General features: G+C 58.6%; 21 protein-coding genes and 2 tRNA genes. 19 read left to right on the forward strand and 4 right to left on the reverse strand.

Annotated elements, in window-relative coordinates:
- Nucleotides 1–95: 95 nt before the first annotated feature.
- Nucleotides 96–1,106 (reverse strand): aldo/keto reductase, encoded by a 1,011-nt coding sequence (locus BBPC_RS01165; RefSeq protein WP_033524196.1) that lies wholly within the window; start codon nt 1,104–1,106, stop codon nt 96–98.
- A 208-nt stretch (nt 1,107–1,314) separates the two neighbouring features.
- Between BBPC_RS01165 and BBPC_RS01170 the strand changes: the two genes are divergently transcribed.
- Nucleotides 1,315–1,749: a MerR family transcriptional regulator gene (locus BBPC_RS01170; RefSeq protein WP_004220153.1), complete on the forward strand. Its 435-nt coding sequence runs from the start codon at nt 1,315–1,317 to the stop codon at nt 1,747–1,749.
- Between the two features lie 167 nt (nt 1,750–1,916).
- On the opposite strand, the gene BBPC_RS01175 is transcribed toward BBPC_RS01170, so the two are convergent.
- Nucleotides 1,917–2,591: a non-canonical purine NTP pyrophosphatase gene (locus BBPC_RS01175; protein ID WP_004220149.1), complete on the reverse strand. Its 675-nt coding sequence runs from the start codon at nt 2,589–2,591 to the stop codon at nt 1,917–1,919.
- Between the two features lie 139 nt (nt 2,592–2,730).
- The gene (rph, locus tag BBPC_RS01180) at nt 2,731–3,492 is read right to left on the reverse strand and encodes a ribonuclease PH (protein WP_004220147.1); all 762 of its coding nucleotides are present in this window, start codon (nt 3,490–3,492) and stop codon (nt 2,731–2,733) included.
- A gap of 286 nt (nt 3,493–3,778) precedes the next feature.
- Between rph and BBPC_RS01185 the strand changes: the two genes are divergently transcribed.
- From BBPC_RS01185 to BBPC_RS01240, 12 genes are all read left to right on the forward strand, one after another.
- A complete protein-coding gene (locus tag BBPC_RS01185) occupies nt 3,779–5,101 on the forward strand; it encodes a nicotinate phosphoribosyltransferase (protein ID WP_004220143.1) in 1,323 nt (440 codons plus the stop codon).
- A gap of 73 nt (nt 5,102–5,174) precedes the next feature.
- Nucleotides 5,175–6,443 carry an aminoacyltransferase gene (locus tag BBPC_RS01190; protein WP_004220142.1) on the forward strand — a complete coding sequence of 423 codons (1,269 nt, stop codon included), beginning with the start codon at nt 5,175–5,177 and terminating at the stop codon, nt 6,441–6,443.
- Between the two features lie 163 nt (nt 6,444–6,606).
- Nucleotides 6,607–7,908, forward strand: coding sequence for an aminoacyltransferase (locus BBPC_RS01195; RefSeq protein WP_004220141.1), 1,302 nt, complete (start codon nt 6,607–6,609; stop codon nt 7,906–7,908).
- A gap of 106 nt (nt 7,909–8,014) precedes the next feature.
- Nucleotides 8,015–8,090, forward strand: a tRNA-Thr gene (locus tag BBPC_RS01200).
- A gap of 67 nt (nt 8,091–8,157) precedes the next feature.
- Nucleotides 8,158–8,238, forward strand: a tRNA-Leu gene (locus tag BBPC_RS01205).
- A gap of 377 nt (nt 8,239–8,615) precedes the next feature.
- Nucleotides 8,616–9,623, forward strand: coding sequence for an AEC family transporter (locus BBPC_RS01210; protein ID WP_004220139.1), 1,008 nt, complete (start codon nt 8,616–8,618; stop codon nt 9,621–9,623).
- A 414-nt stretch (nt 9,624–10,037) separates the two neighbouring features.
- A complete protein-coding gene (gene pgi / locus BBPC_RS01215; protein ID WP_004220136.1) occupies nt 10,038–11,735 on the forward strand; it encodes a glucose-6-phosphate isomerase in 1,698 nt (565 codons plus the stop codon).
- A gap of 341 nt (nt 11,736–12,076) precedes the next feature.
- Entirely contained in the window at nt 12,077–12,442 is a 366-nt protein-coding gene (gene rplS, locus BBPC_RS01220) for a 50S ribosomal protein L19 (protein ID WP_004220134.1), read from the forward strand.
- A 119-nt stretch (nt 12,443–12,561) separates the two neighbouring features.
- The gene (lepB, locus tag BBPC_RS01225) at nt 12,562–13,212 is read left to right on the forward strand and encodes a signal peptidase I (RefSeq protein ID WP_004220133.1); all 651 of its coding nucleotides are present in this window, start codon (nt 12,562–12,564) and stop codon (nt 13,210–13,212) included.
- Nucleotides 13,212–13,961, forward strand: coding sequence for a ribonuclease HII (locus BBPC_RS01230; protein ID WP_004220132.1), 750 nt, complete (start codon nt 13,212–13,214; stop codon nt 13,959–13,961). The genes lepB and BBPC_RS01230 overlap by 1 nt, the downstream gene beginning before the upstream one ends.
- 161 nt (nt 13,962–14,122) lie before the next feature.
- Nucleotides 14,123–14,815, forward strand: coding sequence for an ABC transporter ATP-binding protein (locus BBPC_RS01235; RefSeq protein ID WP_226557240.1), 693 nt, complete (start codon nt 14,123–14,125; stop codon nt 14,813–14,815).
- A complete protein-coding gene (locus BBPC_RS01240) occupies nt 14,812–16,317 on the forward strand; it encodes an ABC transporter permease family protein (RefSeq protein ID WP_004220130.1) in 1,506 nt (501 codons plus the stop codon). The genes BBPC_RS01235 and BBPC_RS01240 overlap by 4 nt, the downstream gene beginning before the upstream one ends.
- A 47-nt stretch (nt 16,318–16,364) precedes the next feature.
- On the opposite strand, the gene BBPC_RS01245 is transcribed toward BBPC_RS01240, so the two are convergent.
- The gene (locus BBPC_RS01245; protein ID WP_033524197.1) at nt 16,365–17,309 is read right to left on the reverse strand and encodes an AEC family transporter; all 945 of its coding nucleotides are present in this window, start codon (nt 17,307–17,309) and stop codon (nt 16,365–16,367) included.
- Between the two features lie 138 nt (nt 17,310–17,447).
- On the opposite strand from BBPC_RS01245, the gene dapE reads away from it, so the two are divergent.
- The 6 genes from dapE (at nt 17,448) to proB (ending at nt 25,813) form a co-directional block, all read left to right on the forward strand.
- Entirely contained in the window at nt 17,448–18,644 is a 1,197-nt protein-coding gene (gene dapE, locus BBPC_RS01250; protein ID WP_033524243.1) for a succinyl-diaminopimelate desuccinylase, read from the forward strand.
- Between the two features lie 502 nt (nt 18,645–19,146).
- The gene (locus BBPC_RS01255; protein ID WP_033524244.1) at nt 19,147–21,963 is read left to right on the forward strand and encodes an Rne/Rng family ribonuclease; all 2,817 of its coding nucleotides are present in this window, start codon (nt 19,147–19,149) and stop codon (nt 21,961–21,963) included.
- 152 nt (nt 21,964–22,115) lie between these two features.
- Nucleotides 22,116–22,424 carry a 50S ribosomal protein L21 gene (gene rplU, locus BBPC_RS01260; RefSeq protein ID WP_003836136.1) on the forward strand — a complete coding sequence of 103 codons (309 nt, stop codon included), beginning with the start codon at nt 22,116–22,118 and terminating at the stop codon, nt 22,422–22,424.
- Between the two features lie 39 nt (nt 22,425–22,463).
- A complete protein-coding gene (gene rpmA, locus BBPC_RS01265; RefSeq protein WP_003807757.1) occupies nt 22,464–22,715 on the forward strand; it encodes a 50S ribosomal protein L27 in 252 nt (83 codons plus the stop codon).
- 192 nt (nt 22,716–22,907) lie between these two features.
- Nucleotides 22,908–24,599, forward strand: a complete 1,692-nt coding sequence (gene obgE / locus BBPC_RS01270) for a GTPase ObgE (RefSeq protein WP_004220123.1) — start codon at nt 22,908–22,910, stop codon at nt 24,597–24,599.
- A gap of 80 nt (nt 24,600–24,679) precedes the next feature.
- Nucleotides 24,680–25,813 carry a glutamate 5-kinase gene (gene proB / locus BBPC_RS01275; protein ID WP_004220121.1) on the forward strand — a complete coding sequence of 378 codons (1,134 nt, stop codon included), beginning with the start codon at nt 24,680–24,682 and terminating at the stop codon, nt 25,811–25,813.
- Nucleotides 25,814–25,934 lie beyond the last annotated feature (121 nt).

A 25,934-nucleotide genomic window follows, 5' to 3' on the forward strand; every position in this document is an offset into this window, starting at 1 on the left:
ACAATCTCAATCATCGAAAAATAATTTCGATATAGAGACCATCTCGGCAGATTTTTTATTGTTGTTGCGTCTTATATCTGCTGATATATCCGCGTTTAGCGCAACGAAATTTCGTCGATGCGACGCAATTCCTCATCGCTGAACGTGGTGTTCTTCAACGCGCCGATATTGTCGAGCAGCTGCTGCGGGCGGGAAGCGCCGACAAGCACGGAGGTCACGTAACCGTCGTGCAGCAGCCAGGCGAGCGCCATTTCGGCAAGCGTCTGCCCGCGTTCGGCGGCAAGATCGTTCAGGTCGCGGATCTGCTGCAGGCGTTCCGGCGTCAACGCGCTTTCTTTGAGGAAGCGGCCGTCGTGCGCGATGCGGCTGTCTGCGGGCACGCCGTTGAGATAGCGGTTCGTGAGCAGACCCTGTTCGAGCGGCGAGAACGTGATAAGACCTTTGCCAAGCTTTTTGGCGGTTTTCTTCAATCCGTTGCGTTCCACGGTGCGGTCGAAAATGCTGTAACGGTTCTGGTTGATGATGAACGGCACATGCAGCTCATCGAGGATCGCGGTGGCCTTTTCCAGCGTCGGACCATCGTAATTGCTCAGGCCCACGTAGAGTGCCTTGCCGCTTTGCACGGCGGTTGCCAACGCGCCCATGGTTTCTTCGAGCGGCGTGGAGGAATCCATGTGGTGATGGTAGAAAATGTCGACATAGTCGAGACCGAGGCGTTCGAGGCTTTGGTCGAGCGAGGCGAGTAGATATTTGCGGCTGCCGAGATCACCGTAGGGGCCGAGCCACATTTCGTAGCCGGCTTTGGTGCTGATGATCAGTTCGTCGCGATGATGATGGAAATATTCGCGCAGCAGACGGCCGCAGTTCTTTTCCGCACTGCCCGGCTCGGGACCGTAATTGTTGGCGAGATCGAAATGTGTGATGCCGTTGTCGAATGCGGTGAACACGATGTCACGCATAGTGGCGTACGGCGTGATATCGCCGAAATTATGCCAAAAGCCGAGCGAAACCGCTGGAAGTTTCAGGCCGCTCTCGCCCACATGATTGTAGGTCATGGAATCGTATCGAGCGGGTGACGGCGTGTAGACGGTGGTCGGTTCAAGCATGGTTCCTCCTTGAAAACTCTGCGTATTCCGCTGTGCGCTGTGTTGTTTGAGTTGGCGCATGTCGTAAGTTTGTCGACGATACTATCGTCGCACTTCAAGTAAACTTGAATGCAAGTATCGTCGATAGTGTGTTTTCCGATGATTGACAATCGCAAGGAATCGCAAAATCGCTAGAAAAACCTAGAAAATCGTAGAAATGAGAAGGGGAATGGCAACATATACGATTCGTGAAGTCGCGCAACGATTCCATGTGCAGACGTCAACCTTGCGCTATTACGAGGATCAGGGGCTGCTGTGCGACGTGGAGCGCGACGATGCGGGGCGACGCGTGTACACCGACTCGCATATCGGGCGGCTCGAGGCGATCGCCTGCTTCAAACATGCGGGCATGAGCATCGATGAACTCAAACGCTTCTTCGCATACGAAAAAGACGAGCGTGCGCACATTGCGGACATGCTGGAATTGTTGGAATCGCGGCATCAAGCGATTTTGAAACAGCGGGCCGCGCTGGAAGAGGCGTACATGCATGTGTTGCGCAAACTGCACTTGTATCGCGATATTCAGCACAGCATCGAAACGGGGGCGCCATACCCGGATTGGGCGAATTATGATGGCAAGGATTTTCGCGCCGACGATCAGTGAAGTTCGGTGGACTGACGAAGATCAGTGAAGACTGGTTGGCGAAGGGCGGTGACGCCCAGTTGGCGAAAAAGCGGAAAATAAAAGGTGTGGAACCGCAAACTACGGTTCCACACCTTTAGAACACCTAGCAGAACGTCTAATAGAGACTGCTGCGACTCGTTTCAGCCCTACTTCAGCAGAGTGGCCACGGATGGCAGCAGGGCGCGCAACGCCTTGCCGCGATGGGAGATGGCGTTCTTTTCGGCCGGTTCCATCTGCGCGGACGTGAGCTTCTCGCCGGCTTCGACGGCACGCGCCGGCTGATCGTCGGGCACGAACAGCGGGTCGTAGCCGAAGCCATGCTCGCCATGAGGCTCATGCAGCAGCACGCCCGGCATTTCGCCGGTTTCCACGATTTCCTGAGCGATCGCATAACGACCATCGGCGCCTGCGCCTGCTTCGGTTTGCGGCACCACCAGCGCGGCCGCGCAACGGAAACGCGCGGTACGCTTGGCATCCGGAATGTCGGCGATCTGCGCGAGCAGCAGCGCGTTGTTGGCTTTGTCATCGCCATGCTTGCCCGCCCAACGTGCGGAAAGAATGCCGGGGGCATTGCCCATCACGTCCACAATCAGACCGGAATCGTCGGCGATTGCCGGGCAGCCCGTACGTGCGGCCACATCACGGGCCTTGAGCAGCGCGTTCTCTTGGAAGGTCACGCCATCTTCCACCGGATCCGGCAGATTCAGCGAACCGGCCGACACCAGCTCCACCTGATCTGCGTCCACACCCAGGCAATCTTCCAGAATGCGGTTGATTTCAACGAGTTTGCCCTCGTTATGCGTTGCGACGATGATTCTCACGTTCCGATTCCTTTCGTTGCTGTTCGTTGCTTCGTTGATGTCGGCTTGCCTGACGTGCGTTTGACGTGCCCTGACTTGCCTAACCTACGATTGGTTTGCGAGGCCAGCCTGCGGTCGGCTTACGTCCGACTTGCAGCCTTCAGTCCTGTGCGAGCGCGGACTGCTGTGCGGCCTGCAGTTCCTTGTTGCCCTTTTCCGCCAGGTCAAGCAGCGCGTTCAACTCGGCGCGGTTGAACGGGCGGTGTTCGGCAGTGCCCTGAATTTCAATGAATTCGCCGGAACCGGTCATGGCCACGTTCATGTCGGTCATGGCCTTGCTGTCTTCGATGTACGGCAGGTCAAGCATCGGTGTGCCATCGATCACGCCTACAGACACGGCGGAAACGCTGTCTTTGATCACGCGCTCGGCGGACCTGATGTGCTTGTGCTTCTCGGCCCAGCGCATGGCGTCCACGAGCGCCACATATGCGCCGGTGATCGACGCTGTTCGGGTGCCGCCGTCGGCCTGCAGCACGTCGCAGTCGATCTGCACCTGGTTTTCGCCGAGTGCCTTCATGTCGACCACGCCACGCAGGCAGCGACCGATCAGTCGGCTGATCTCATGCGTGCGTCCGCCGATCTTGCCGCGCACGGATTCACGATCGGTGCGGTCTGCAGTGGCTCGCGGCAGCATCGCATATTCCGCGGTGACCCAGCCCAAGCCGGAGTCCTTGCGCCAACGTGGCACGCCTGCGGTGAACGTGGCCGTGCACATCACTCGCGTATTGCCGCATTCCACAAGCACGGATCCTTCCGGAACATCCGTGAAATGACGGGTGATGCGCACCGGACGCAGCTCATCCACCTTGCGTCCGTCCGTACGAATCATCGTTTCGCCCAACAAGTCTTTAATCGCTACCATCGCTGACTTCTCTGCTTTCGATTGATCACACGATCAACAATCGTTTGTATTTTCCGAAAAAACAGTATCACCAGCCGAAAACCCGTCTTTCCGTCTTGAACTCGCCTCTTGCTGCACCTCAATTTGCCTATCCCAATTTGCGTCGTGCCCGAATTTGCGCGCATCTCACGTTTGTCTCACGTAATACAGGCATGTAAGCACGTATGATGGAACGAAAACCTGTGCTTGGCCACGGCGAGGCCTACACTTATGGTCAGTTTCACCAAAAGTCAGAAAGGCTTTGGAAATGCTGGATTATTCACCTGCACTCATGACCGACATGTACGAATACACCATGCTTGACGCGTGCCTGAGGGACGGCACCGCCAATCGCAAGTGCGTATTCGAGATTTTCACCCGTCATCTGCCGCTTGGCCGCCACTATGGGGTGGCCGCCGGCCAAGGTCGTATTCTTGACGCGCTTGAAAATTTCCATCTTGACGATAATGATCTGAAATTCCTTGCAGATCGCAAAGTAGTGGGCCCCGAAACTATCAAATGGCTTGAGAATTTCCATTTTTCCGGTTCGATCAAGGGATATCGCGAAGGTGAGATGTTCTTCCCGAATTCGCCGATTCTGCAAGTCGAAGGCACGTTCGGCGAGTGCACGCTGCTGGAAACGCTGTTGCTGAGCATTCTGAATTACGATTCCGCGGTCGCGTCGGCCGCGTCCCGCATGGTCAGCGCCGCGAAGGATCGCCCGTGCATGGATATGGGCGGGCGCCGTACGAACGAGTGGGCCGCCGTTGCCGCTGCCCGTGCTGCGGTAGTGGGCGGATTCAAGGGCACGGCCAATCTGCTGGCCGCGCAAATGTATGGCTTGAATGCCATCGGCACGGCCGCGCACTGCTTCACGCTGGTGCATGATGATGAGCGCAGCGCGTTTGAATCGCAGATTGCCGCGCTCGGCAAGAACACCACACTGTTGGTTGACACGTACAACATTGAAGAGGCCGTGAAGACAGCTGTTGACGTGGCCGGACCAGAATTGGGCGGCGTGCGCATCGATTCCGGCGATCTGGCGTCGTTGGCGCAGCGCGTGCGCAACCAGCTGGATGCGTTGGGCGCTACCAACACGAAGATCACCGTTACCAACGATTTGGACGAGTATGCGCTCGCTTCGCTGCAGACCGCGCCGGTCGATTCGTATGGCGTGGGCACCATGCTCGTCACCGGATCGGGCGCTCCGACCTGTGCGATGGTGTACAAGCTGACTGAACGCGAGAATTCCGCTGGTGACATGCAGCCGGTGGCCAAGAAGTCGAAAGACAAGGCCACGGTTCCGGGCCGCAAGCTCGCCTTCCGTTCGTACGAGTATGCGCTGGCCGACTGCGAACATGTGATTTCCGGCTCCGAAGAGCAGCTGGCCGCCTATCAGCCGGAAGAAGGCTGGAAGGATCTGCTGGTCGGCTACGTGAGCAACGGCGAAATCAACTCCGATTATCAGGGCCACGAAGCCATCGTCAACGCGCATAATTACCGCGCCCAGGCGCTGGCCGAACTGCCGATCGGCGCGCAAAGCCTCATGAAGGGCGACCCGGTAATCCCTACCGAAATCACCGTCCTTTGACTCGTGCTACCATCATGCTGGTTGCGTACGGCAATCAATCTCGTAATCAACCAGCATGAAGGGGTAGGATTACATGCGAGCATTTTCTCTGGTTACGTTGAGTCCGGAGGCGTTTGACGATTTTTCCGCACATCACGCGGACGGCAACTTTCAACAGACCTCTGCCGCAGGCCGTCTGCGTGCCGGCCAAGGGATCGAAGTGGAATACCTTGGCGTTCAAGAAAACGGCACAATCGTTGCGGGAGCGCTGTTCGAAACGCATCGCAGCCGCCTTTCCACCTTCAGTGTGGTGCACGACGGCCCCTTATGTGACTATCGCGATCGCGAATTGACCGAATATTTCATGACCCAACTCAAGCAGCACGCGAAGGCGAAAGGTTCCGCACAGATGGAAATCGTGCCGGAAATGCCATACTGCCTGCATGACTCGCGTGGCGGCGAACTGCCAGCCGACCAAGGTGGTGCTCCTGCTGATGATGCCGTGGAAACGTTGAAAAACCTCGGCTTCATGCATGACGGCTTCACCATCGGCTACACTGCGGTGCCGCGCTGGCGTTACCTGAAAGACCTGACTGGCATTACCGACGAAAAGTCACTGCTCAAGTCGTATGACAAGCGCACACAGTGGAGCGTGAAACGTGCCGCATCCATGGGCGTGCATGTGCGCGAGCTAGGCGAAGACGAGCTGCAGGTGTTTGCCGACATCGAGCAGGCCACCGCCGAACGCCGTAATTTCGAATATCGCGGTGAAGCCTACTTCCGCAAGTTCAAGCAAGCTTACGGCAGTAAAGCCCACTTCATGGTGGCGCAGATTCACATCGGCGAATACATTGCCGACATGGAATCCAAGTGTGACGCCTTGCGGAAGAAGGTCGATGTGCTGCAGGCCAAGTACGACGAGCATCCGACCACCAAAACGGAACGCCAGCTAGGGGAGGAGTCCCGAAACTTGGCGGCGGCGGAAAAACGTTTGACCGAGGCGGCCGAGTACGCCAAAGACGGTGACGTGCTTCCGGCGGCAGCATCCCTATTCGTGGAACACGCTCGTGAAACGGTGTATCTGTTCTCAGGCAGTGTGGAAAAGTACAAGCCGTTCTACGCTTCCGCGCTCATTCAACATGATGCCATGCTGCATTTGTGTGTGGAACGCGGTGTGACCCGCTACAACTTCTACGGCATCAACGGCGTGTTCGACGATCCGGAAGATGAGGGTCGTGGCGTACTCGAATTCAAGCAAGGCTTCAACGGGTACGTCGAGGAACTCATGGGCTCATTCGTGCTTCCCGTACGCCCGCTGACCTTCAAACTCAAGACCGCCCTCCGCGAACTCCTGCGCCACTAGCTATTAGCTCACCTTCCGCTTGGAGGATTCTGGGTGGGGGCTTATAGGTGCGCGAGGGTTATGTGAACGCTGTTGACGGCGACTGTAGGCCGGACTAGGTTATCGCTTTTGGTGAAAAGGGATTTTAGCCAGTTGGGATAGTGAAAGGTAGTTACGGATCGTGATGCGCGAAGTGAATGCGAGTGAGGAACAAGAGCAAGAATCGTCTGAATGGAATGTGCGCGAGCTGAGCGGTAGTGAGTTTGATGAGCTTTCCGCCGCGAGCAGATACGGCGGATTCCAGCAGACTTCCGAAATGGCGGCATTGGCTCAGTCCGACGGCATGCAAACGCAATACGTTGGATTGGTGGATTCGCACGATGCTCCGGTGGCTGGCGCGTTGGTGGCTTTTTCGCAAGGGCGTTTCGGCGTGGAAGGCTCGTTATGGCTTGGCCCGTTGTGCAATGGGAATAACAGAGAGCAGATGACCGCGTTGACCGAAGGTTTGCGCGAGGCTGCCGAACGGGTTCACGCCATCAGCCTGACGTGCTGGCCCAACCAGGTGTATTGCGTTCGTGATTCGCAAGGCAAGGCCATGGCCGAACCCAATGATGAGATGGTGCGGGAGTACGAGCGGCTGGGTTGGAAGCATGCTGGCTTTACCCGTGGATACGATGCCCTGATGAACCGTTGGAATTACGTCAAGGACTTGAGAGAGTTCTCGAACGCCGGCGAGCTGCTCGCTTCGTATGCGAAGAACACGCGTCGTAACGTCAAGATCGCGCGGAACAGCGGCGTGGAGGTTCGACGCCTGAATCGCAGTGAGCTGAACGTGTTCCACGATATTTGCGAGCTGAGTAGCGAACGCCAGCATTTCGCCAACCGTAGCCTTGATTACTTCGAACGCGTATATGATGCGTTTGGAGACAAGGCCGAGTTCATGGTGGCGGAAGTGCATCTTGACCGCTATTTGCAATCCTGGGAGGAAAAGCTGGCGAAGTTCTCGAAAGACGTGGAACGCTGGGAGCGTTCGCTTGAGCATACGAAGTACCCGGATGATGTGCGCAAGAAGCTCGATACGGCTCAGAAGAATGTGGAGTCCGCACGTCGCCGCATTGAGGATGCGAACGAGCGCATCGCTCGTGATGGCGAGGTGGTGCCGGTCGCCGTAGGTCTGTTCATGTGGCATGAACGCGAGCTGGTGTATTTCTCCAGCGGATCCGACGATCGTTACGCCAAGTTCTACGCGCCCACCGCCTTACAGCATGAGATGATGTCGCGTTGCTTGGAACGCGGAGTGACGCGGTACAACTTCTATGGCATTTCGGGAGTGTTCGACGATCCGGAAGACGATGGACGCGGCGTGCTCGAGTTCAAGCAGGGCTTCAACGGCTACGTTGAGGAACTGCCGGGCGAATTCACGCTTCCGGTGAGCAAGCTGCGCTACGGCGTGAGCGATTTGGCCCACAAACTCCTGCGCCACTAGCTTTAGGGGGTTTCGGCCATGCTTGGCGCGACGCGGATTTGCGTGGGGTGAGACTTTCTGGTACGCTTTGTGTCTTGTGCGCGGATGGCGTGTGCTTCCGGGCATTGCCACTTTAGCTCAGTCGGTAGAGCGGCTCACTCGTAATGAGCAGGTCGACAGTTCGATTCTGTCAAGTGGCTCCAGCGCCCTAGATGTGAAAGCATCTAGGGTTTCGCGTATCAGGAGCGTTTCGCCCCGATATGGCTACTTGCGCGAGTGGCGGAATTGGTAGACGCGCAGGATTTAGGTTCCTGTGTCTTTGACGTGTGGGTTCAAGTCCCATCTCGCGCACTTTCAGAAAACGGCGGAATTCCGCCAGTTCTTGGTCATTGTAGTCCACTCAATAAGCCTTTTTGAGAACATGTTGAAAACATTTTGCCCGTTTGCGTCCCAATTCTTCCACTGACTGGAGGATTTGGGACGTTGGGGAGCTCGTTTGCGGGTGGATTCTTCCACTGACTGGATAATTTGGGACGGTGGCAGGCTTATTTGCGGGTGAATTCTTCCAGCGGGTGGAGGAATTGGGACGCTGAGGGGCGCGTGAGCGGAGTGTTTCTTCCAGTGGGTGGAAGAAACAGGACGGTGATGGGTGGCTTGGTGGCAGGGGATGCTCCTAAGATGGCTTCGGGTAGGAAGAGAAAGAGATGATTAGGGATTAGGGGAGTGTCGTGTCTGCGCTGATTCAGCCTGTTGCGCTACTGCTGATTATTCTCGCCGGATACTTGTTCAAACGTGCCGGCCTGTTCGAAGATCGCGATTACCGCATTATGCAGACCATTATTTTCAATCTGGTGCTGCCAGGCGCGATCGTCTATTCGTTTGCTACGAATCCGCATGATTCCAGCATGCTGTTGATTTCGCTGTTCGGCCTGATTGTTGCGTTCATTCCGCCGGTCGTGGTTTTCTTGACGTCCCGCCACCGACCGGTGCAGAACCGTGCGTTCATGATGTTGAATGGTTCCGGCTTCAACGTTGGCTGCTTCTGTTTCCCGGTGGTGCAGGCGTTTCTTGGCACGGGCGCGATCGTGCCCGCCGCCATGTTCGACATTGGCAATTGCGTAATGGTTGCCGCCGGTACGAATGTGATGACGCAAACGCTGCTGCACATCAAGCCTGGCATGCCGCTTACCGAACAGTATCAGGGCAATGCGCCCACGCTCCCGTATGTGAAGCCGAAAGACAAGGATGCCAAACGTCTTGCCCGCAAGGCGTTGGCCCGCAACGTGTTCAAGGGTTTCTTCGGTTCGGTTCCGTTCGACACGTACTTGGTGATGATTATTCTCACGCTCGCTAACGTGAAGATTCCTGACATTATTGCCGCGCTCGTGCAGCCGCTTTCGAACGCGAATTCGTTCTGCGCAATGCTGATGGTGGGCATGCTTATGGATTTGCCATCTGGCAAGCAGGATGTGCTTCAGTTGTTGAAGGTGATTGGCTGGCGACTGCCGTTTGGTATTGCGTTTGCTACTGCGGCTTGGCTGCTGCTGCCGTTTGGCGCTGAGATTCGTGAGGCGGCTGCAATGTGTTGTTTGGCGCCGATTGCAGTGTTTTCCACGCTGTTTACCGACAAGGTGCTTGGTAATGCGAAGCTTGCTGGTTTTACGCTGTCGATTACTGCGATTATCAGTTTGCTGCTGATGACCGGCGCTCACTTCTTGTTCGTCGCGCTCGCATAAGAGCGGCAAGGAGATCTTTACCGGGTGCGGGAGATTGTTTGTGACCCCGCAGAGCACGAAGTCGTTGAATGCTTGCTTGCTGGTAGTTGCAGTGCCGTTTTCTTGTCGTTCACTGCATAATGCGATCGTTTCGTTTATTACATGTTTGGAAGTGTTACGAAGACTTGCACCGGAACCATGCATACGATTTCAGTAATCGTCGAAAATGCGCATGTCGAAGACGGAAGGTTGTCGGAACCGCGCTATATTGCGAATCTTGGCGAATGTGTTAACTCAGGAAATATTTTTGTGTTGTTCTGTCTTCTTTTGTGAGTATCTTGTGAGGTGAAGAGATACGGAATGCGACACGCGGAAATCCGCAGAGAAGCCGCAATCGCATCCGCTTCATAGTGATGATGAAAGGACCTATACACCATGGCCATCAATCCTCCTGTTGACGCCACCAAGACCCCGGAGTGGGCCGCACTGCAGAAGCACTACGATGAGCTGCAGTCCGAAGGCATCAGCCTCAAGCAGTGGTTCGCCGATGACGCCGAGCGCGTCGAGAAGCTGAGCTTCGACGCGGGCGACCTGCACTTCGACCTGTCCAAGAACCTGATCAAGCCGGAAACCCTGCAGCTGTTCGCAGACCTCGCCAAGGCCGTCAAGCTCGACGAGCGCACCAAGGCCATGTACACCGGCGTGCACATCAACAACACCGAAGACCGCGCCGTGCTGCACACCGCACTGCGCCGCCCGGCCGAAGACGAAGGCAAGTACATCGTTGACGGACAGGACACCGTCAAGGACGTGCGCGAAGTGCTCGGCCGCATCTACGCATTCGCCGACAAGGTTCGCTCCGGCGAATGGACCGGCGTTTCCGGCAAGAAGATCGAAACCGTCGTCAACATCGGCATCGGCGGTTCCGACCTGGGTCCCGTCATGGTGTACGAAGCGCTGAAGCCGTACGCTGACGCAGGCATCTCCGCACGCTACATCTCCAACATCGACCCGAACGATCTGGCCGAAAAGACCAAGGGCCTCGACCCGGAGACCACCCTGTTCATCGTCGTTTCCAAGACCTTCACCACCCTGGAAACCCTGACCAACGCTCGCGAAGCCCGCACCTGGCTGCTCGACGCCCTCAAGGCCGCCGGCGCAGTCGACGGCTCCGACGAGAAGAACGCCGAAGCCATCAAGAAGCACTTCGTCGCCGTCTCCACCAACCTGGAGAAGGTCGCTGAGTTCGGCATCGACCCGGCCAACGCCTTCGGCTTCTGGAACTGGGTTGGCGGCCGCTACTCCGTGGACGCAGCCGTCGGCACCTCCCTCGCCGTGGTGTTCGGACCGGAACGTTTCGAAGAGTTCCTGCACGGCTTCCATGAGATCGACGAATACTTCGTCAACACCCCGTTCGAGAAGAACGTGGTCGTGCTGCTCGGCATGCTGAACGTGTGGTACCGCAACTTCTTCAAGGTCGCATCCCACGCCGTGCTGCCGTACGACCAGTACCTGCACCGCTTCCCGGCCTACCTGCAGCAGCTGACCATGGAATCCAACGGCAAGTCCGTGCGTTGGGACGGCACCCCGGTCACCTCCGAAACCGGCGAAATCTTCTGGGGCGAGCCGGGCACCAACGGCCAGCACGCCTTCTACCAGCTGATCCATCAGGGCACCCAGCTGATCCCGGCCGACTTCATCGCGTTCGTGAACACCCCGAACCCGACCAAGGACGGCGACCAGGACGTGCACGAGCTGTTCCTCGGCAACTACTTCGCACAGACCAAGGCTCTCGCCTTCGGCAAGACCGCTGACGAAGTGCGTGCAGAGGGCACTCCGGAAGAGATCGTTCCGGCCCGCGTGTTCACCGGCAACCGCCCGACCACCTCCATCTTCGGCGTGGCACTGACCCCGTTCGCACTCGGCGAGCTTATCGCCCTGTACGAGCACATCACCTTCGTTGAAGGCACCGTGTGGGGTCTGGACTCCTACGATCAGTGGGGCGTCGAACTGGGCAAGCAGCTCGCCAAGCAGATCACCCCGGCCATCTCCCAGGATGACGAAGCACTGGCCGCTCAGGACGCTTCCACTCAGTCCCTGATCCAGTTCTACCGCGCAAATCGCAAGTTCTGATTTCTCTAAGGATTAAATAGCCTTCGAAAGGGCTCTGCACGGGATGCAGAGCCCTTTTTGCTACCCCTGGCCATCTTCAAAAGGTCTGGCGGGTGAGGTATTTTTGAATATTGCTGTGCCGGGATTCAGGACGCCGCATAATCCTGATTCCCTTCGGGTCCAGCCGAGAACAATCGCAAGATTGAACGGAATGTTGCACAAACGCAAGTTACCGTGATTTTCGGCGGATTGGCAATCCTTCGCAGGCAGACCTGCGGAGAACATACGAGGCAGAACGAAATTGAAAAATCGTGAAGCCCTTACCTGTGCGCTGATATGCGGCGGCGACTCGAGGAAACACAATGGTTAACGCTATTGAGGCATTTGACGCCAAGCACATGAAGCCGGCCGAGGAAATCCCGGCATTCCGTCCGGGTGACACCGTTGAAGTCAACGTGAAGATCCAGGAAGGCAACAACTCCCGTATCCAGGCCTTCACCGGCGTTGTGATCGCTCGTCAGGGCGGCGGCGTCCGTGAGACCTTCGTTGTTCGTAAGATCAGCTTCGGCACCGGTGTGGAGCGTCGCTTCCCGCTGCACTCCCCGGTCATCGACTCCATCAAGGTGGTCCGCAAGGGCCGTGTGCGTCGCGCCAAGCTGTACTACCTGCGCAACCTGCGCGGTAAGGCCGCTCGTATCGTTGAGCGCCGCGACAACTCCGAGAAGTGAGTTTCAAACGCAAATAAAGCGTGAAATTGGCCCTCAGCCTCACGGCAGGAGGGCCTTTTTCTATTCTAGACCGCTATGATAGGGGTCAGTGTGCAAACCGGACGATAAAGGAATCATGTATGAGGCATGCCAAAGAAGAAAACAATAGCGGCGACAGCTTTGGCTTGCGCGACACCTTGGTCTGGTGCGGAATTCCTATTATTATCGTGCTGCTGATACGCATTTTCCTGCTCGGATTCTACGTGATTCCCTCCGGGTCCATGATGAACACCATCGAACCAGGTGACCGCGTGATCACCTCGAAACTCACCCCGAAAGTCTTCGATCTGAAACGCGGCGACGTGGTGGTGTTCAAGGATCCCGACCACTGGCTGCGGCAGGAAGACAGCAGCAAACTCGGCGGTGACTACCTCATCAAACGGCTCATTGGATTGCCAGGAGACACCGTGGCATGCGAAGGGCCAGGTAAGCCGATCACCATCAATGGTGTGGCGATTGACGAAAGCGCATACATTCGCCCCGACGTGGATCCCAGCTCATTCGCGTTCAACGTGACCGTGACCGAAGGACACGTGTTCGTTATGGGCGACAATCGCGCCAATTCCGCCGATTCGCGCTATCATCAGGGTGATTCCTCACATGGACTTGTGCCTATTTCCGACGTAGTGGGTGTCGGACTCGCGAAATATTGGCCGTTGAACCGCATCGGCGGGCTCGATGCGCACCATGAAGTGTTTGCCGACGTTCCGGAAGGAGGCTCGGCGGCCTGATGGCGGTTTCCGTAATTCCCACATTGGATTTGGAACGTGCTATTGCCGAACAAGGCTACGATGTGATCGTCGGCTTTGACGAAGTGGGGCGTGGATCTCTCGCAGGGCCGGTAATGGTTGGTGCGGCTGCGATTTGGGCGCGTGACTTAGACGGGCCGGCTGGAGCTTCGCAAGGAGGCTCGCAAGAATCTTCGCATCTGGAAGTGCCGAAAGGCGTGGCCGACTCCAAAATGCTGACCGAACACAAGCGCGAAGCCATCTTCGACGAACTCAAATCCTGGTGCGCATCTTGGGCGGTTGGCGCCGCCAGCAACAAGGAGATTGACGAGTGGGGCATTTCCCATGCACTCGGCGTAGCCGCGTTACGTGCGTTGGCACAGGCGGAGGCGAAGCTCGGCATTGACGGCAACGGCATGCTCTCCGGCAAACCGGTGAAGGTCGGCGCGATCCTCGACGGACCGAACGATTACATCACCAAGACGCTGAACACCTTCGACGCGCCCGAAGTGCCGGTGCCGGCGAACGTTACCACCAAAGTGAAAGGCGACCGGTATTGCGTCGCCGTGGCCGCTGCCGCGGTCATCGCCAAAGTCACCCGGGATCGGCTCATGGTCGAACTGGGAGCGCAACCCCAATATGAACCATATGAATGGGCCCACAACAAGGGTTACGGTTCGGCCGCACACCGTGACGCCATCGCTGAATTCGGGCCCAGCGACCTGCACCGCCTGTCCTGGCACCTCGTCTGACATACGGCATCTCATCCGCAGTCCGCGATTACGCTAATCCTTGCGGATGATGCATGCCGGAAGGAAACCTGTAAGTTCATCCCGCCGTCTGATGGCCGGGGCCAATCCGTTTCCGTACCGTAGGAAACATGGAACACATACTTCAGGCGACCGATCTGGTCATGGATTATTCGACCCAACAGGCGACACCAAACGCCACACACATGCTGGCGCTCAATCACGTGGATTTCGGCATCCAGGCAGGCGAAAGCATCGCGGTCATGGGACCGTCCGGTTCCGGCAAATCGACGTTACTGCACGCACTCGCCGGCATCATCACCCCGACAGCCGGCAATGTGATGTTTCGCGGTGCCAACCTAGCGCGGTTGAGCGACGCTGACCGCACCAAACTGCGCCGCAGCGCCTTCGGCTTCGTCTTCCAATCCGGACAACTGCTGCCGGAACTGCCGGCCATCGAAAACATCGCGTTGCCGATGATGCTGGGCGGCGCAAGCTACCAGCAGGCCACCGACATGGCCATGCTATGGCTGGAACGATTGGGATTGCGCCAGCTCGCGCAACAACGTCCCGGCGAAATGAGCGGCGGCCAGATGCAGCGCATCGCCATCGCACGTGCGCTCGCCGCGCAGCCGGCAGTCATCTTCGCCGATGAACCGACCGGCGCGCTCGACCAGACCACCGGCCACGAAATCATGAGCATTCTCATGCGGACCGCACGACAGACCGGCGCGGCCGTGGTCGTGGTGACGCACGATTCGAACGTGGCCGCATTTTGCGATGCCACCGTTACCATGCGTGATGGCAGGTTGAGCTCGCCGCAGCAATCCCAACCTACCGCCGGAGGCGCACGATGAACATGTTCCGATTATGGCGATTGTTCCACCGCTCCGGCACCCGCGGCACATCCGGCCGCACCTCTGCGCTGGCCATCGTTGCCTTCGCATCCGCCACCGCCGTCTTCCTAACCGTGCTCGGAGGCCTGCATGGCTTCATCTGGCGGGCCTCCGCCGACCACACGTTCGGTTGCATGATCGATTCCAACAGGTGCGCTCCCGGTACATACGAAACATGGTCCAAAGCCCTGGCGCACGCCGACAAGCTCGTCGCCACGGTCGGCGACGGCCATTGGACGGCCGACCAGGCCACAGCCGTCATGAACACCTATTCCGACGGCTATGTGATGCTCGCCGCATTCGCCAGTCTGCTACTCATCGTGCCGTTCGTGGCGCTCGCCGGCTCGGCGGCCCGTCTCGCGGCCTCCCGCAGGGACGCACGTCTCGCCGCACTGCGACTTGCGGGCGCCACCACCGCGCAGGTCACGAAACTCACCGCGCTCGATGCGGGTGGCCAGGCTCTGCTTGGCGCGCTGGTCGGCATGGCCGGCTACTTCGCGCTGATACCAGCGATCATGCTGCTCGACTTCCAAAACCAGCATTTCACCTTCGAACAGTTGTGGGTGGGACTGCCTGCCCTGGCGGCTGTGACCGTCGGAGTCACGCTGCTTGCCTTGGTCTCCGCGCTGGCCGCCCTACGCCGCGTGGCCTTCACCCCGCTTGGCGTGACGCAACGTACCGGACAACCCATGCCGTCCGCATGGCGCGCACTGATTTTCCTTGCCGTGTTGGCCGTAGGCTACCTGCTGCTCAACAGCATCTCCGCATTCGCGCACTTGGGTCAGATGGTGGTCTATGCCATCATCTTCGGCGTCTTCTTCCTCGGCTTCGCCATGGTGAACGTCGTCGGTACCTGGGTGGTGGCGATGCGCGCCAGATCGCGTGCGAAACACCCGAAGGACGCGGCCACTATGATTGCCATGCGCCGTATCCTCGACAATCCCAAGCGTGCTTGGCGCAACGTGTCCGGCGTGGCGCTCGCTGTGTTCATCGCGGGGATGACGTCGGTGTGCGGATTGCTCGCCACCGGAATCGGAGGCAACCACGACCCGTTCGACCCATCTGTGCTGTACATGCGCGATATAGCGATGGGTGGTTTCCTGACGCTCGCCTTTGCCGCGGTGCTCGCCGCCGTCAGTTCCGGCGTGATGCAGACGAGCAACGTCTACGACCAGGCCGACGAGTACCGCATGCTTGCGTTGGAAGGCACGGATGAGGCGACGCTCGACAAGGCACGCATGATGGAAGTGATCACCCCGCTCAACACGGTGATGGCCGTTTCATTAGGGTGCTCGGTGTTGTTGCTGTTTCCGATTCTGGCAACGTCGTTGCTCAATCCGGCTTCGTTGCTTACGTTGGCCGCGGGAATCGGCTTGTGTTATGCGCTGATGGTGCTCGGAGGGTGTGCCGCGAATCATGCGGCGCACGGGCTCGGTCATGCCGGCTACCGTACGGACGATTGATGGTCTCGCCGCGGCGGTCGTGGATACCGCGGCGAGGACTGGCGAGGTCAGCCGAGCAGCACCGCGATGATTGCGATGAAGATCGGTGAGGTCAGTGTCGAGAAGAGAATGCCGTCGCGTGCGAACGAGAGACCCACGTTGTACCGCGCCGCGTAGTTGTAGACGTTCTGCCCGGTCGGCAGGGCGGCGAGCACCACGCACGCGTACAATGTGGCGCCGCGGAAGCCCATCACGAAATACGACAGCAGGAACGCGATAATTGGCATCACGATGTTCTTCAATACCGCCACCGTGAACACCGCGGGAATATTCGACTTGTCCTGCAGCGGCTTCGTGCCGTGCAACGACATGCCGAATGCCATCAAAATCATTGGCACTGCGGAATCGCCGATCATGTCGATCGGATCGTAAATACAGTCCGGCACCACGAAATGACCGGTTTTTGCGGAAATCGCGGATACGGCGATGCCCAGCAGCGAACCGATAAGCAGCGGCTGATGCAGCGGCTGCTTCAGAATCTCCCTCGTGGAGACCTTGCCTTTGGTGGTCACATCGAGCACGGTCAGGCCGATCGGTGTGAACACCGCCTGTTGCATGACCAGAATCGGCGCGACCAAAGCGGGATTGCCCAGAATGTACGTGGCGATCGGCAGACCGATGTTGTTGGAGTTCAGATACAGCGAATTCAACGCGCCGATGGTGGCATCCGCCGCCTTCAGATGGAAGAACAGCCTATTGAGGATCAGAAACACCAATCCGACCAGCACGGCCGAGAAGAACGCCACAACAATGGAGGAGTGGAATATCTCGAAGATTCTCTCCTTGGCCAGGATGGCAAACATCAGGCACGGGCTCGATACGAAAAAGCTGAACCTGTTGAGCACCATCTGCGCGGTAGGTCCGCCTATGCGCATGCGCGCGGCCACGTAACCGGTGCCGATGACGATGCCAATGACGCAGAAGCCTTCCAATGCGCTTAACAGACCAGGCATGACACTCTTCCTTTCGCTCTCGGCCGTTGGTTTGGCCGCTATCCAGTGTTGCACCATGCATATGGATAACATCCGATCCGTCTCAAAAGCGTTGTCGAACGGCGATGTCGGTTCCGGTGGTGCTGGATAATGGGCGGTATGAACGAACTTGAGATTGGATTTTCCGCTTCCGCCACCAGGCAGGAGCAGCTGAACGAGCTGATGACCCAGATCATGGGAACCTATTCCGTGAGCGACGACGAAGGGCCGTTGACCGACGCGGTCGAAGCGTTTTTGAATAAACAGCAGCATCTGACAGTGCGCAGGCATGGCGATACGCTGGTCGCATCCACGAATTTTGGGCGTGAGCGTCGCGTGATCCTCGCCGGGCATCTCGACACGGTGCCGGTGATCGACAATTTCCCGCCGCGTTGGCTGGAACCGGGCGATCCGCTGATTCGCGAGGATGTTGCCGCCGGCCATGGGCGGGAGCGCGTGATATGGGGGCGCGGTGCCACCGATATGAAGGGCTCCGACGCGGTGATGATGTATTTGGCGGCTGCGTTGACGGATGCGAAATACGATCTGACATACGTGTTCTACGACCACGAAGAGGTTGCCGCCGAAAAGAACGGCCTACGCAAGGTGGTCGAGGCGCATCCTGATTGGATTTCCGGCGATTTTGCGATTATCGGGGAGCCAACCGATTGCGGTATTGAAGGCGGCTGCAATGGCACGATGCGTTTCGACGTGATCACGCACGGCATTGCGGCGCATTCGGCGCGAGCGTGGATGGGCAAGAACGCCATTCATGCGGCCGCTGAGATTCTGAACCGGCTGAACGCTTATGAAAATCGTGCGATTGAAGTGGATGGCCTGACGTATCAGGAAGGCCTGAATGCCACGCTGATTTCGGGCGGCAAGGGCACGAATGTGATTCCTGATGAATGCCACGTGCATGTCAACTACCGTTTTGCCCCCGACAAGTCGTTGGCTGAGGCGAAGGCGCTGATGATTGGCGCGGATGCCGGTGCGGAATTGGGCAATGGCGAGCATGTTGCCACAGGTGGCGTATTCGAAGGCTTCGGCATTGAAATGAAGGACGAGTCGCCTTCCGCACGTCCGGGGTTGACGTCGCCGCTCGCGCAGTCGCTGGTGAAATTGGTGCGCGAGCGCACGGGGCGTGAGCCTCTGGCCAAGCTTGGCTGGACGGATGTGGCGCGATTCTCGATGCTGGGCATTCCCGCGGTGAATCTGGGTGCGGGCAGTCCGTTGCTGGCGCACAAGCATGACGAGCAGCTGCCGGAATCGGATCTGCTGCTGATGGCCAACTTGCTTGAAGACTGGCTGAAGTAGCTGTCTGCTGCCTTTTTCTGCCTCCTGTTTCTGCCTGCTATCGGCTGTTTGTTGTTTTCCGTCTTCTGTCTGCACAAGTCGGATCGGCTGTCTGCACGAGTCGTAATCTGTGTCTGCATTTCTCGCGAATCGTGATTTCTTTCGACTTGTGCAGACGGAGCAACGACTTGTGTAGACGGGGCCTGGGATTTGCGGGCGGGGAAAGCAGGCGGTGAGTTGCAGGATCCGGAAAATTTCCCGTCATGTCACGTTCCGTTGTTTTTTGTGTCATACTTATAGACGGTGGTTCTGCAAATCACCAATGCATCCGATGGCGTTGATCCCCTCGCGTGAAGTTCATGTGTGTCCGCGAGCGCTGGTGTCCGCCGTCGCATGATGAGGACTTTTGACGGAAGTTGCTTCCTACGGGCGCCATGATGCGCGGCCACGGTGAGAGCGTGGTGTGAGAACCGTATGAGGCCTAAGCGTGGGCGGCGCGATTGCAGCGTGTCGTCGAGGAGCCATTGTGCCTAATACCAGTGAGGGCTTCGATCAGGTCGAAGCTTCGGCATCGCCTGAGCATGCCGTGAATGTTGTGAAATTCGAGTCGGTCCAGTCCGATCCTGCCCCGCGTCGCCGTCGTGGCGGTCGTCGCGTGGTGCGTGGCGTGGGAGCTGCCGGTGCGTCCTTGGAGTTGAAGGTCGAGGAGCATGCTTCGGCTCCGCTGTTCGAGGAGCCGAAGTTGCCGGTTGCGCAACCTGCGCATGATACCGGTGATTCCGCTGATTCCGAGGGTATGACCCGTCCGACCCGTCGCCGTCGTCGTCCGGTCCAGTCCGATGATGATGTTCGTGAGATTGCCGACGAACGGCCGACGCGTTCTCGTCGCCGTCGTTCGGTGCAGGTTGAGGATGAGCAGGACGAGGATCGTCCGTCGCGTCGTCGCAGCCGTTTCGCCGATGATGCGGATGAGTACGATGAGATGCCGCGTCGTCGCGCTTCCGTCGATGATTCCCATGATGAGGAGTCGTCTGTGGAGCGTGCCTTGGATGCCGTCGATATGTTGCCGGAAGGCCATGAGGTCCGCCACAATCCGCGTCCGATGATGTCTCTGCTTTTCCAGGAGCCGGTTTTGCCGTCCGTTGCGGATTCCCGAGACAGGGCAGACGACGATCGCGACGATTCCCGTAATGACCGCGGCGAGCGTAATGATCGCAATGCGCAGGACCATGACGATGAGCAGGATGAGGATCGTCCGTCACGTCGCCGTCGCCGCCGCAATCGCGACGTTGCCGACGAAGAGCGTTCCGAAGACAATCGCAATGAACGCGATAATCGGGATAATCGCAATGATGATGCGGACAATGATGAGGAAGGCGGATCTCGCAAGTCGCGTCGTTCCCGTCGTTTGAACGCGCAGGAGCGTCGTGCCGCAGCTGAAGTCGAACAGATCGAAGAGGATTTGATCCTCGACGATATTACGTATGCGCCGATTGATGACGAAACCCGCAATCGTCATGACGATGATGACGACGAGCAGCCGACGCGCACCCGTCGTCGCCGTCGCAGCCGCGGCAATCGTGAGGAAGCCGACGAACAGCAGCGGGATAGCGATGAAGGCGAGTCCCGTCGTCGCCGTGAGGACGATGACGAGGATGAAGGCACGGTGACCCGTCGCCGTCGTCGCCGTCGTGGCGGTGCGAAGACGGATGAGACGGAAGAGCCGCTCGTGCGTCGTTCCCGCAAGCAGCAGTACATCGACGAGATCACCGACGTCGAAGGTTCCACCCGACTTGAGGCCAAGAAGCAGCGTCGCCGTGACAATCGCCGTGAGCGCAGCCGTCAAAGCCAGCTCATGGAGCAGGACTTCCTGGCTCGCCGCGAGCATGTCGACCGCCTGATGGTGGTGCGCGAACGCGAACGCCACACGCAGATTTCCGTGATCGAAGACAATGTGCTCGTCGAACATTACGTGTCCGACATTCAGGAAGTCGCCACTGTGGGCAACATCTATCTGGGCCGCGTGCAGAACGTGCTGCCGAGCATGGAAGCCGCGTTCGTCGACATTGGTCAGGCGCGTAACGGCGTGCTCTATGCGGGTGAGGTGAACTGGGATTCCGCACGGTTGGAAGGCCAGCCTCGTCGCATCGAACTCGCGTTCAAGTCGGGGGACCCGGTGCTCGTGCAGGTCACCAAGGATCCGATCGGACATAAGGGTGCGCGACTGACCTCGCAGGTCACCCTTGCGGGCCGTTTCCTGGTGCTCGTGCCATCCGGTGGCATGACGGGCGTGAGCCGCAAGCTCAGCGAGCGTGAACGTTCCCGCCTGAAGAACATCGTGTCGAAGGTCGCGCCGAAAGACATGGGCGTGATCATTCGTACCGCAGCGGAAGGCGCCTCCGAAGAGGCGATCACCAAGGATCTTGAAAGCCTGGTGCGCCAGTGGGAACGCATCACCTCCAAGCGAGACGAATTCCTGCACGGCAAGCGTCCGAAGCTGCTGCAAGGCGAGCCGGACGTGGCGATCCGCGTGGTGCGAGACATCTTCAACGACGACTTCTCCAAGATGATCGTTGAAGGTGACCGCGTGTACGGCCGTATCGAGGAATACCTCGACACCATGGCTCCCGACTTGAAGGACAAGCTCGAAAAGTGGGATCCGGCCGAACATGAAGGCAAAGACGTGTTCGACAAGTGGCAGATCGACTCCCAGCTGCGCAAGGGCATGGAACGTCAGGTCTACCTGCCGTCGGGCGGCTCGATCGTGATCGACCGCACCGAAGCCATGACCACCATCGACGTGAATACCGGCCGTTTCATCGGCCGCGGCAAGAGTCTTGAGGAGACGGTGACCCGCTGCAACCTCGAAGCTTCCGAAGAGATCGCACGTCAGCTGCGCCTGCGTGACATCGGCGGCATGGTGATGATCGACTTCGTCGACATGGTCATGCCAGCCAACCGTGATCTGGTGCTGCGCAGACTGGTGGAATGCCTGGCCCGCGACCGCACCAAGCATCAGGTGGCCGAAGTCACTTCGCTTGGCCTGGTGCAGATGACGCGCAAGCGCATCGGACAGGGGCTGGTGGAAGCCTTTTCCGAGGAATGCCCGACCTGCAAGGGCCGCGGATTCATTCTTCACGACGAGCCGACCGTGTCCGCGGATTATGACGATCCGTACGCCCTGAAGGGCGGCGACCCGTTCGTCAAGACCAACAAGCATGGTCACGGCACGGACGTGCAGGTGCCGAAAGGCTCCTCGCCGGACGTGAAGGCCAAACTCGCACAGATCGCGGCGGCTGCCGTGGCCGCCAACAATGCGGAACTGGGCGAGGAAGCATAGAAGAATAAATGATTATTCCGGTCTGTCAACCTGACACGCCGGAAACAGACTTGCGGTTGTACGCGGGTATGTGTAAATTAGATTGCTGGTGTCTGGCCGCGAGGCTCGAACGTGCCGGGCAGTAAGCTTTCCAAGTTAATAAAGGAACGGATATGTACGCGATTGTGAAGGCCGGCGGCCATCAGGAAAAGGTTGAGGTCGGTGACGTCATCTACGTCAACCGTCTCGAGGCTAAGAAGGGCGAAACCGTGGAATTCCCGGTTGCTCTCGTTGTGGACGGCTCCAAGGTTGTCCTCGGTGCCAAGGATCTCGCCAACGTCAGCGTTAAGGCTGAGGTTGTCAACGATGAGGCCAAGGGTCCGAAGATCAGCATCATGAAGTATAAGAACAAGACCGGCGTTGCTCGTCGCAAGGGCCATCGCCAGCAGCTGACCGCTGTCAAGATCACGGCTATCGCCTGATTGGCGCAGGGTTAGAGTCAAGGACCGAAAGGAACAGACATGGCACATAAGAAGGGCGCGTCCAGCTCGCGCAACGGTCGCGATTCAAACGCGCAATACCTCGGTGTGAAGAAGTTCGGCGGCGAAGCCGTCGTGGCCGGCAACATCATCGTTCGTCAGCGTGGCACCAAGTTCCACCCGGGTGAGAACGTCGGCATGGGCAAGGACCACACCCTGTTCGCCCTCAAGGACGGCAGCGTGAAGTTCGGCGTGCGTCGTGACCGCAAGGTCGTCGACGTGATTGCCGCCTGAAATACGCGCAATTAACGCTTACAAGATAAAGCCGCGCCCGTTATGGACGCGGCTTTTCTTTATTTTGATGATTGCTGAGGATTGGTTTCCTTCAGCCCGTCCCAAACGTCACGTAACGTTGCATACAGTTGCATAAGACATATCAAACGGACAATAATCGGACCGTTTCGAACAAACGATTAAGGTAGATACATGAGTGATTTCGTCGATCGCGTGACCGTCCATGTGAAGGGCGGCGACGGCGGCAACGGTTCCGCCGGCATCCGTAGGGAAAAATACAAGCCGTTGGCGGGACCGAACGGTGGCAACGGCGGTGATGGCGGTTCCGTGATCTTCATGGCCGACCAGAACGCCAACAGCCTGTTGGATTACCGTTTCATGCCCCACCGCGAGGCTGGAAGCGGCACCATGGGCTTGGGAGACACCAAAGACGGTTCGAAAGGTGCCGATCTGATCCTGCCCGTTCCTGTGGGCACCGTGATTTTCGAAGCCAAAGGGCCGCAAGGCAAGCCTAAGCATCCGGGCGAGCAGCTCGCCGATCTTCGCCATGCCGGAGACAAGTTCGTGGTGGCGGCCGGCGGCAACGGCGGTCTTGGCAACGCCGCATTGGCCAACCGCACCCGTCGCGCTCCGGGATTCGCGTTGCTTGGCGAACCAGGCGAGGAACGTGACGTCATTCTCGAACTCAAATCCATCGCCGACGTGGCCTTGGTGGGCTTCCCCTCCGCAGGCAAATCCAGCCTGATCGCAGCCATGAGCTCCGCCAAGCCGAAAATCGCCGACTATCCGTTCACCACGCTCGTGCCGAACCTCGGCGTGGTTATGGCCGGAGACATGCGGTACACCATCGCCGACGTGCCGGGCCTGATTCCGGGCGCATCCCAAGGCAAGGGCCTCGGCCTTGAATTCCTGCGCCACATCGAACGCACCGAAATCATCGCCCACGTCATCGACTGTGCCACGCTGGAACCTGACCGTGATCCGATGAGCGACTACAAGGCGCTCGAACATGAGCTTGCCGAATATGCCGACAAGCTGGAACTGCCGTTGGGCGCAATCCCAATCCCCGAACGCCCCCGAATCATCATCCTCAACAAGGTCGATATGCCGGAAGCCAAGGAATTGGCCGAATTCGTCAAACCGGAATTCGAAAAACTCGGTCTCAATGTGTATGTCATCTCCACCGCATCCCACGAAGGTTTGAAGGAACTCAACTGGGCGTTGGCGGCCATGGTCGCCGACATGCGCAAGGAAGTCGCCGAACGCGAACAGGCCGAAGAAGAAGCGCGCGTGGTCATCAAGCCGCTCGAAGAGCCGCGCAACCGCCGTCGCCGCAACGACGAAGGCGGCACCGTGCTTGACTTCACCGTGGAACGCAAGGAAGCCGGCAACGGCGACGTCTGGTACGAAGTGCTCGGCACCAAGCCGGAACGTTGGGTCATGCAAACCAACTTCGACAACGACGAAGCAGTCGGCTACCTGGCCGACCGCCTCGCCAAACTCGGTGTCGAAGACGAGCTGCGCAACAAGGGAGCCAAGCCTGGCGACGAAGTACGCATCGGCAAGGGCGCGCGAGCCGTGGAATTCGATTGGGATCCGACCATTGTTGCGGGCGCGGAAATGCTCGACGGCGCCCAGCTTGGCGCACGAGGCGTCGACCTGCGACTGCAGGAACAGGACGGCCGTTCGCAGCGCCGCACCAACGCGGAACGCCGTCGCCAGTACCACGAAATGATGGATGCGCGCCAAGCCGTGCGTGAAGCCATGATGGCCGAACGCAAGGCCGGACACTGGGCCGATCCTTCCGTGGACGACGACCGCCATGACGAAACCAGCCTCTTCGGACGCGGTGAAACCACCGATTCCGAAAACGTGGAACAATAGAAGCAGCAAAACGCCCGCTGATGTGCCGATTGGCATGTCGGCGGGTTTTCTTTTCGGCCATTCGAACGCCTGGAGGAACCATGAACACGCCATCGCAAGCCCAAGTGCGCCGCGCCATCGCCGAAGCGCAAACCATCGTGGTGAAAGTGGGATCCAGCTCGTTGACCAAACCAAGTGGCCACCTCGATCCGGAACGACTCAACGCGCTCGTGGCGGCCCTCGCACGCGTGCGACTCATGGGCGGGCGCGTGGTGCTCGTCTCCTCCGGCGCCATCGCAGCCGGATTCGGCTCCCTCGGCTTCGACTCACGCCCAACCGACGTGGCTGACCAGCAGGCGTGCGCGGCCGTCGGACAAGGCCTGCTCATGGCCCAGTACGAGAACGCTTTCTCACAATACGGACTGCGCGTCGGGCAAATCCTCATCACCGTGTCCGACACCATCGCACCACAGCAATACCGCAACGTGCGACGCACCCTCGACCGGCTGCTCGACCTCGGCGCGGTGCCGATCATCAACGAAAACGATTCCCTCGCGTCCAACGAAATCCGTTTCGGAGACAACGACCGACTCTCCGCATTGATCGCCAACATCGTAGTCGCCGACGCTTTGGTGCTCCTCACCGACGTGGACGCGCTCTACACGGCACCCCCAAGCGAACCCGGATCGCGACGCATCAGCTACGTGCCGAACGTGGAGGACGCGCTCGCCAAAGTGCAGGTCGGCGGCACCGGATCAAACGTGGGTACCGGCGGCATGGTCACCAAAATGGAAGCGGCGCGTGTTGCGGCGGTCTCCGGCATTCCCGCAGTGCTCACCTGCGCGGCAAACGCAGGCCCGGCCATGATGGGCGACCCAGTCGGCACCGCATTCGCCCCCATCAACGACCGTGGATCATCACGCCGCCTATGGATCGGGTTCGCAGCACACCCGCAAGGCACGCTCGTGGCCGATGCCGGCGCTTCCAATGCGGTACGCGGAGGGGCCGCCAGCCTGCTTGCCGCCGGCGTACTCGAAGTGCGGGGCGATTTTGCCGCCGGAGACGCGGTGTGGATCGACGATGAAGCGGGCAATCACCTCGCAAAAGGCCTCGTAGGATTCGATTCCGAAGAAATCCCGCAAATGCTCGGCCGCAATACCGCCCAGCTCAAGCGTTTCCTCGGCGAAGAATACGCCCACCCCCTAGTCCACCGCGACAACCTCGTCTTGGTTTAATCCCTTTCCCTCTTTTGTTCGGTGCCCTGTAAATAGCAATATGCCGCCCCTACCGGTCAGCAGGGAAAAGGAATTCCAAAATGTGCTAAAAGGCTGTTGTTTTTCGGGCGGGAGGGATAGC

Origin of the sequence: Bifidobacterium pseudocatenulatum DSM 20438 = JCM 1200 = LMG 10505 (genome assembly GCF_001025215.1) — a bacterium.
In the GTDB taxonomy this organism is placed as follows: domain Bacteria; phylum Actinomycetota; class Actinomycetes; order Actinomycetales; family Bifidobacteriaceae; genus Bifidobacterium; species Bifidobacterium pseudocatenulatum.

What these genes read in the sequence shown, in the direction of transcription:
- BBPC_RS01245 (WP_033524197.1), bottom strand. Translation starts at nt 17,309, where the DNA reads ATGCCTGGTCTGTTAAGCGCATTGGAAGGCTTCTGCGTCATTGGCATC.
- pgi (WP_004220136.1), top strand. Translation starts at nt 10,038, where the DNA reads ATGGCCATCAATCCTCCTGTTGACGCCACCAAGACCCCGGAGTGGGCC.
- proB (WP_004220121.1), top strand. Translation starts at nt 24,680, where the DNA reads ATGAACACGCCATCGCAAGCCCAAGTGCGCCGCGCCATCGCCGAAGCG.
- rph (WP_004220147.1), bottom strand. Translation starts at nt 3,492, where the DNA reads ATGGTAGCGATTAAAGACTTGTTGGGCGAAACGATGATTCGTACGGAC.
- obgE (WP_004220123.1), top strand. Translation starts at nt 22,908, where the DNA reads ATGAGTGATTTCGTCGATCGCGTGACCGTCCATGTGAAGGGCGGCGAC.
- BBPC_RS01190 (WP_004220142.1), top strand. Translation starts at nt 5,175, where the DNA reads ATGCGAGCATTTTCTCTGGTTACGTTGAGTCCGGAGGCGTTTGACGAT.
- rpmA (WP_003807757.1), top strand. Translation starts at nt 22,464, where the DNA reads ATGGCACATAAGAAGGGCGCGTCCAGCTCGCGCAACGGTCGCGATTCA.
- BBPC_RS01235 (WP_226557240.1), top strand. Translation starts at nt 14,123, where the DNA reads ATGGATTATTCGACCCAACAGGCGACACCAAACGCCACACACATGCTG.
- rplU (WP_003836136.1), top strand. Translation starts at nt 22,116, where the DNA reads ATGTACGCGATTGTGAAGGCCGGCGGCCATCAGGAAAAGGTTGAGGTC.
- dapE (WP_033524243.1), top strand. Translation starts at nt 17,448, where the DNA reads ATGAACGAACTTGAGATTGGATTTTCCGCTTCCGCCACCAGGCAGGAG.
- BBPC_RS01165 (WP_033524196.1), bottom strand. Translation starts at nt 1,106, where the DNA reads ATGCTTGAACCGACCACCGTCTACACGCCGTCACCCGCTCGATACGAT.
- BBPC_RS01170 (WP_004220153.1), top strand. Translation starts at nt 1,315, where the DNA reads ATGGCAACATATACGATTCGTGAAGTCGCGCAACGATTCCATGTGCAG.
- lepB (WP_004220133.1), top strand. Translation starts at nt 12,562, where the DNA reads ATGAGGCATGCCAAAGAAGAAAACAATAGCGGCGACAGCTTTGGCTTG.
- BBPC_RS01230 (WP_004220132.1), top strand. Translation starts at nt 13,212, where the DNA reads ATGGCGGTTTCCGTAATTCCCACATTGGATTTGGAACGTGCTATTGCC.
- BBPC_RS01185 (WP_004220143.1), top strand. Translation starts at nt 3,779, where the DNA reads ATGCTGGATTATTCACCTGCACTCATGACCGACATGTACGAATACACC.
- BBPC_RS01195 (WP_004220141.1), top strand. Translation starts at nt 6,607, where the DNA reads ATGCGCGAAGTGAATGCGAGTGAGGAACAAGAGCAAGAATCGTCTGAA.
- rplS (WP_004220134.1), top strand. Translation starts at nt 12,077, where the DNA reads ATGGTTAACGCTATTGAGGCATTTGACGCCAAGCACATGAAGCCGGCC.
- BBPC_RS01240 (WP_004220130.1), top strand. Translation starts at nt 14,812, where the DNA reads ATGAACATGTTCCGATTATGGCGATTGTTCCACCGCTCCGGCACCCGC.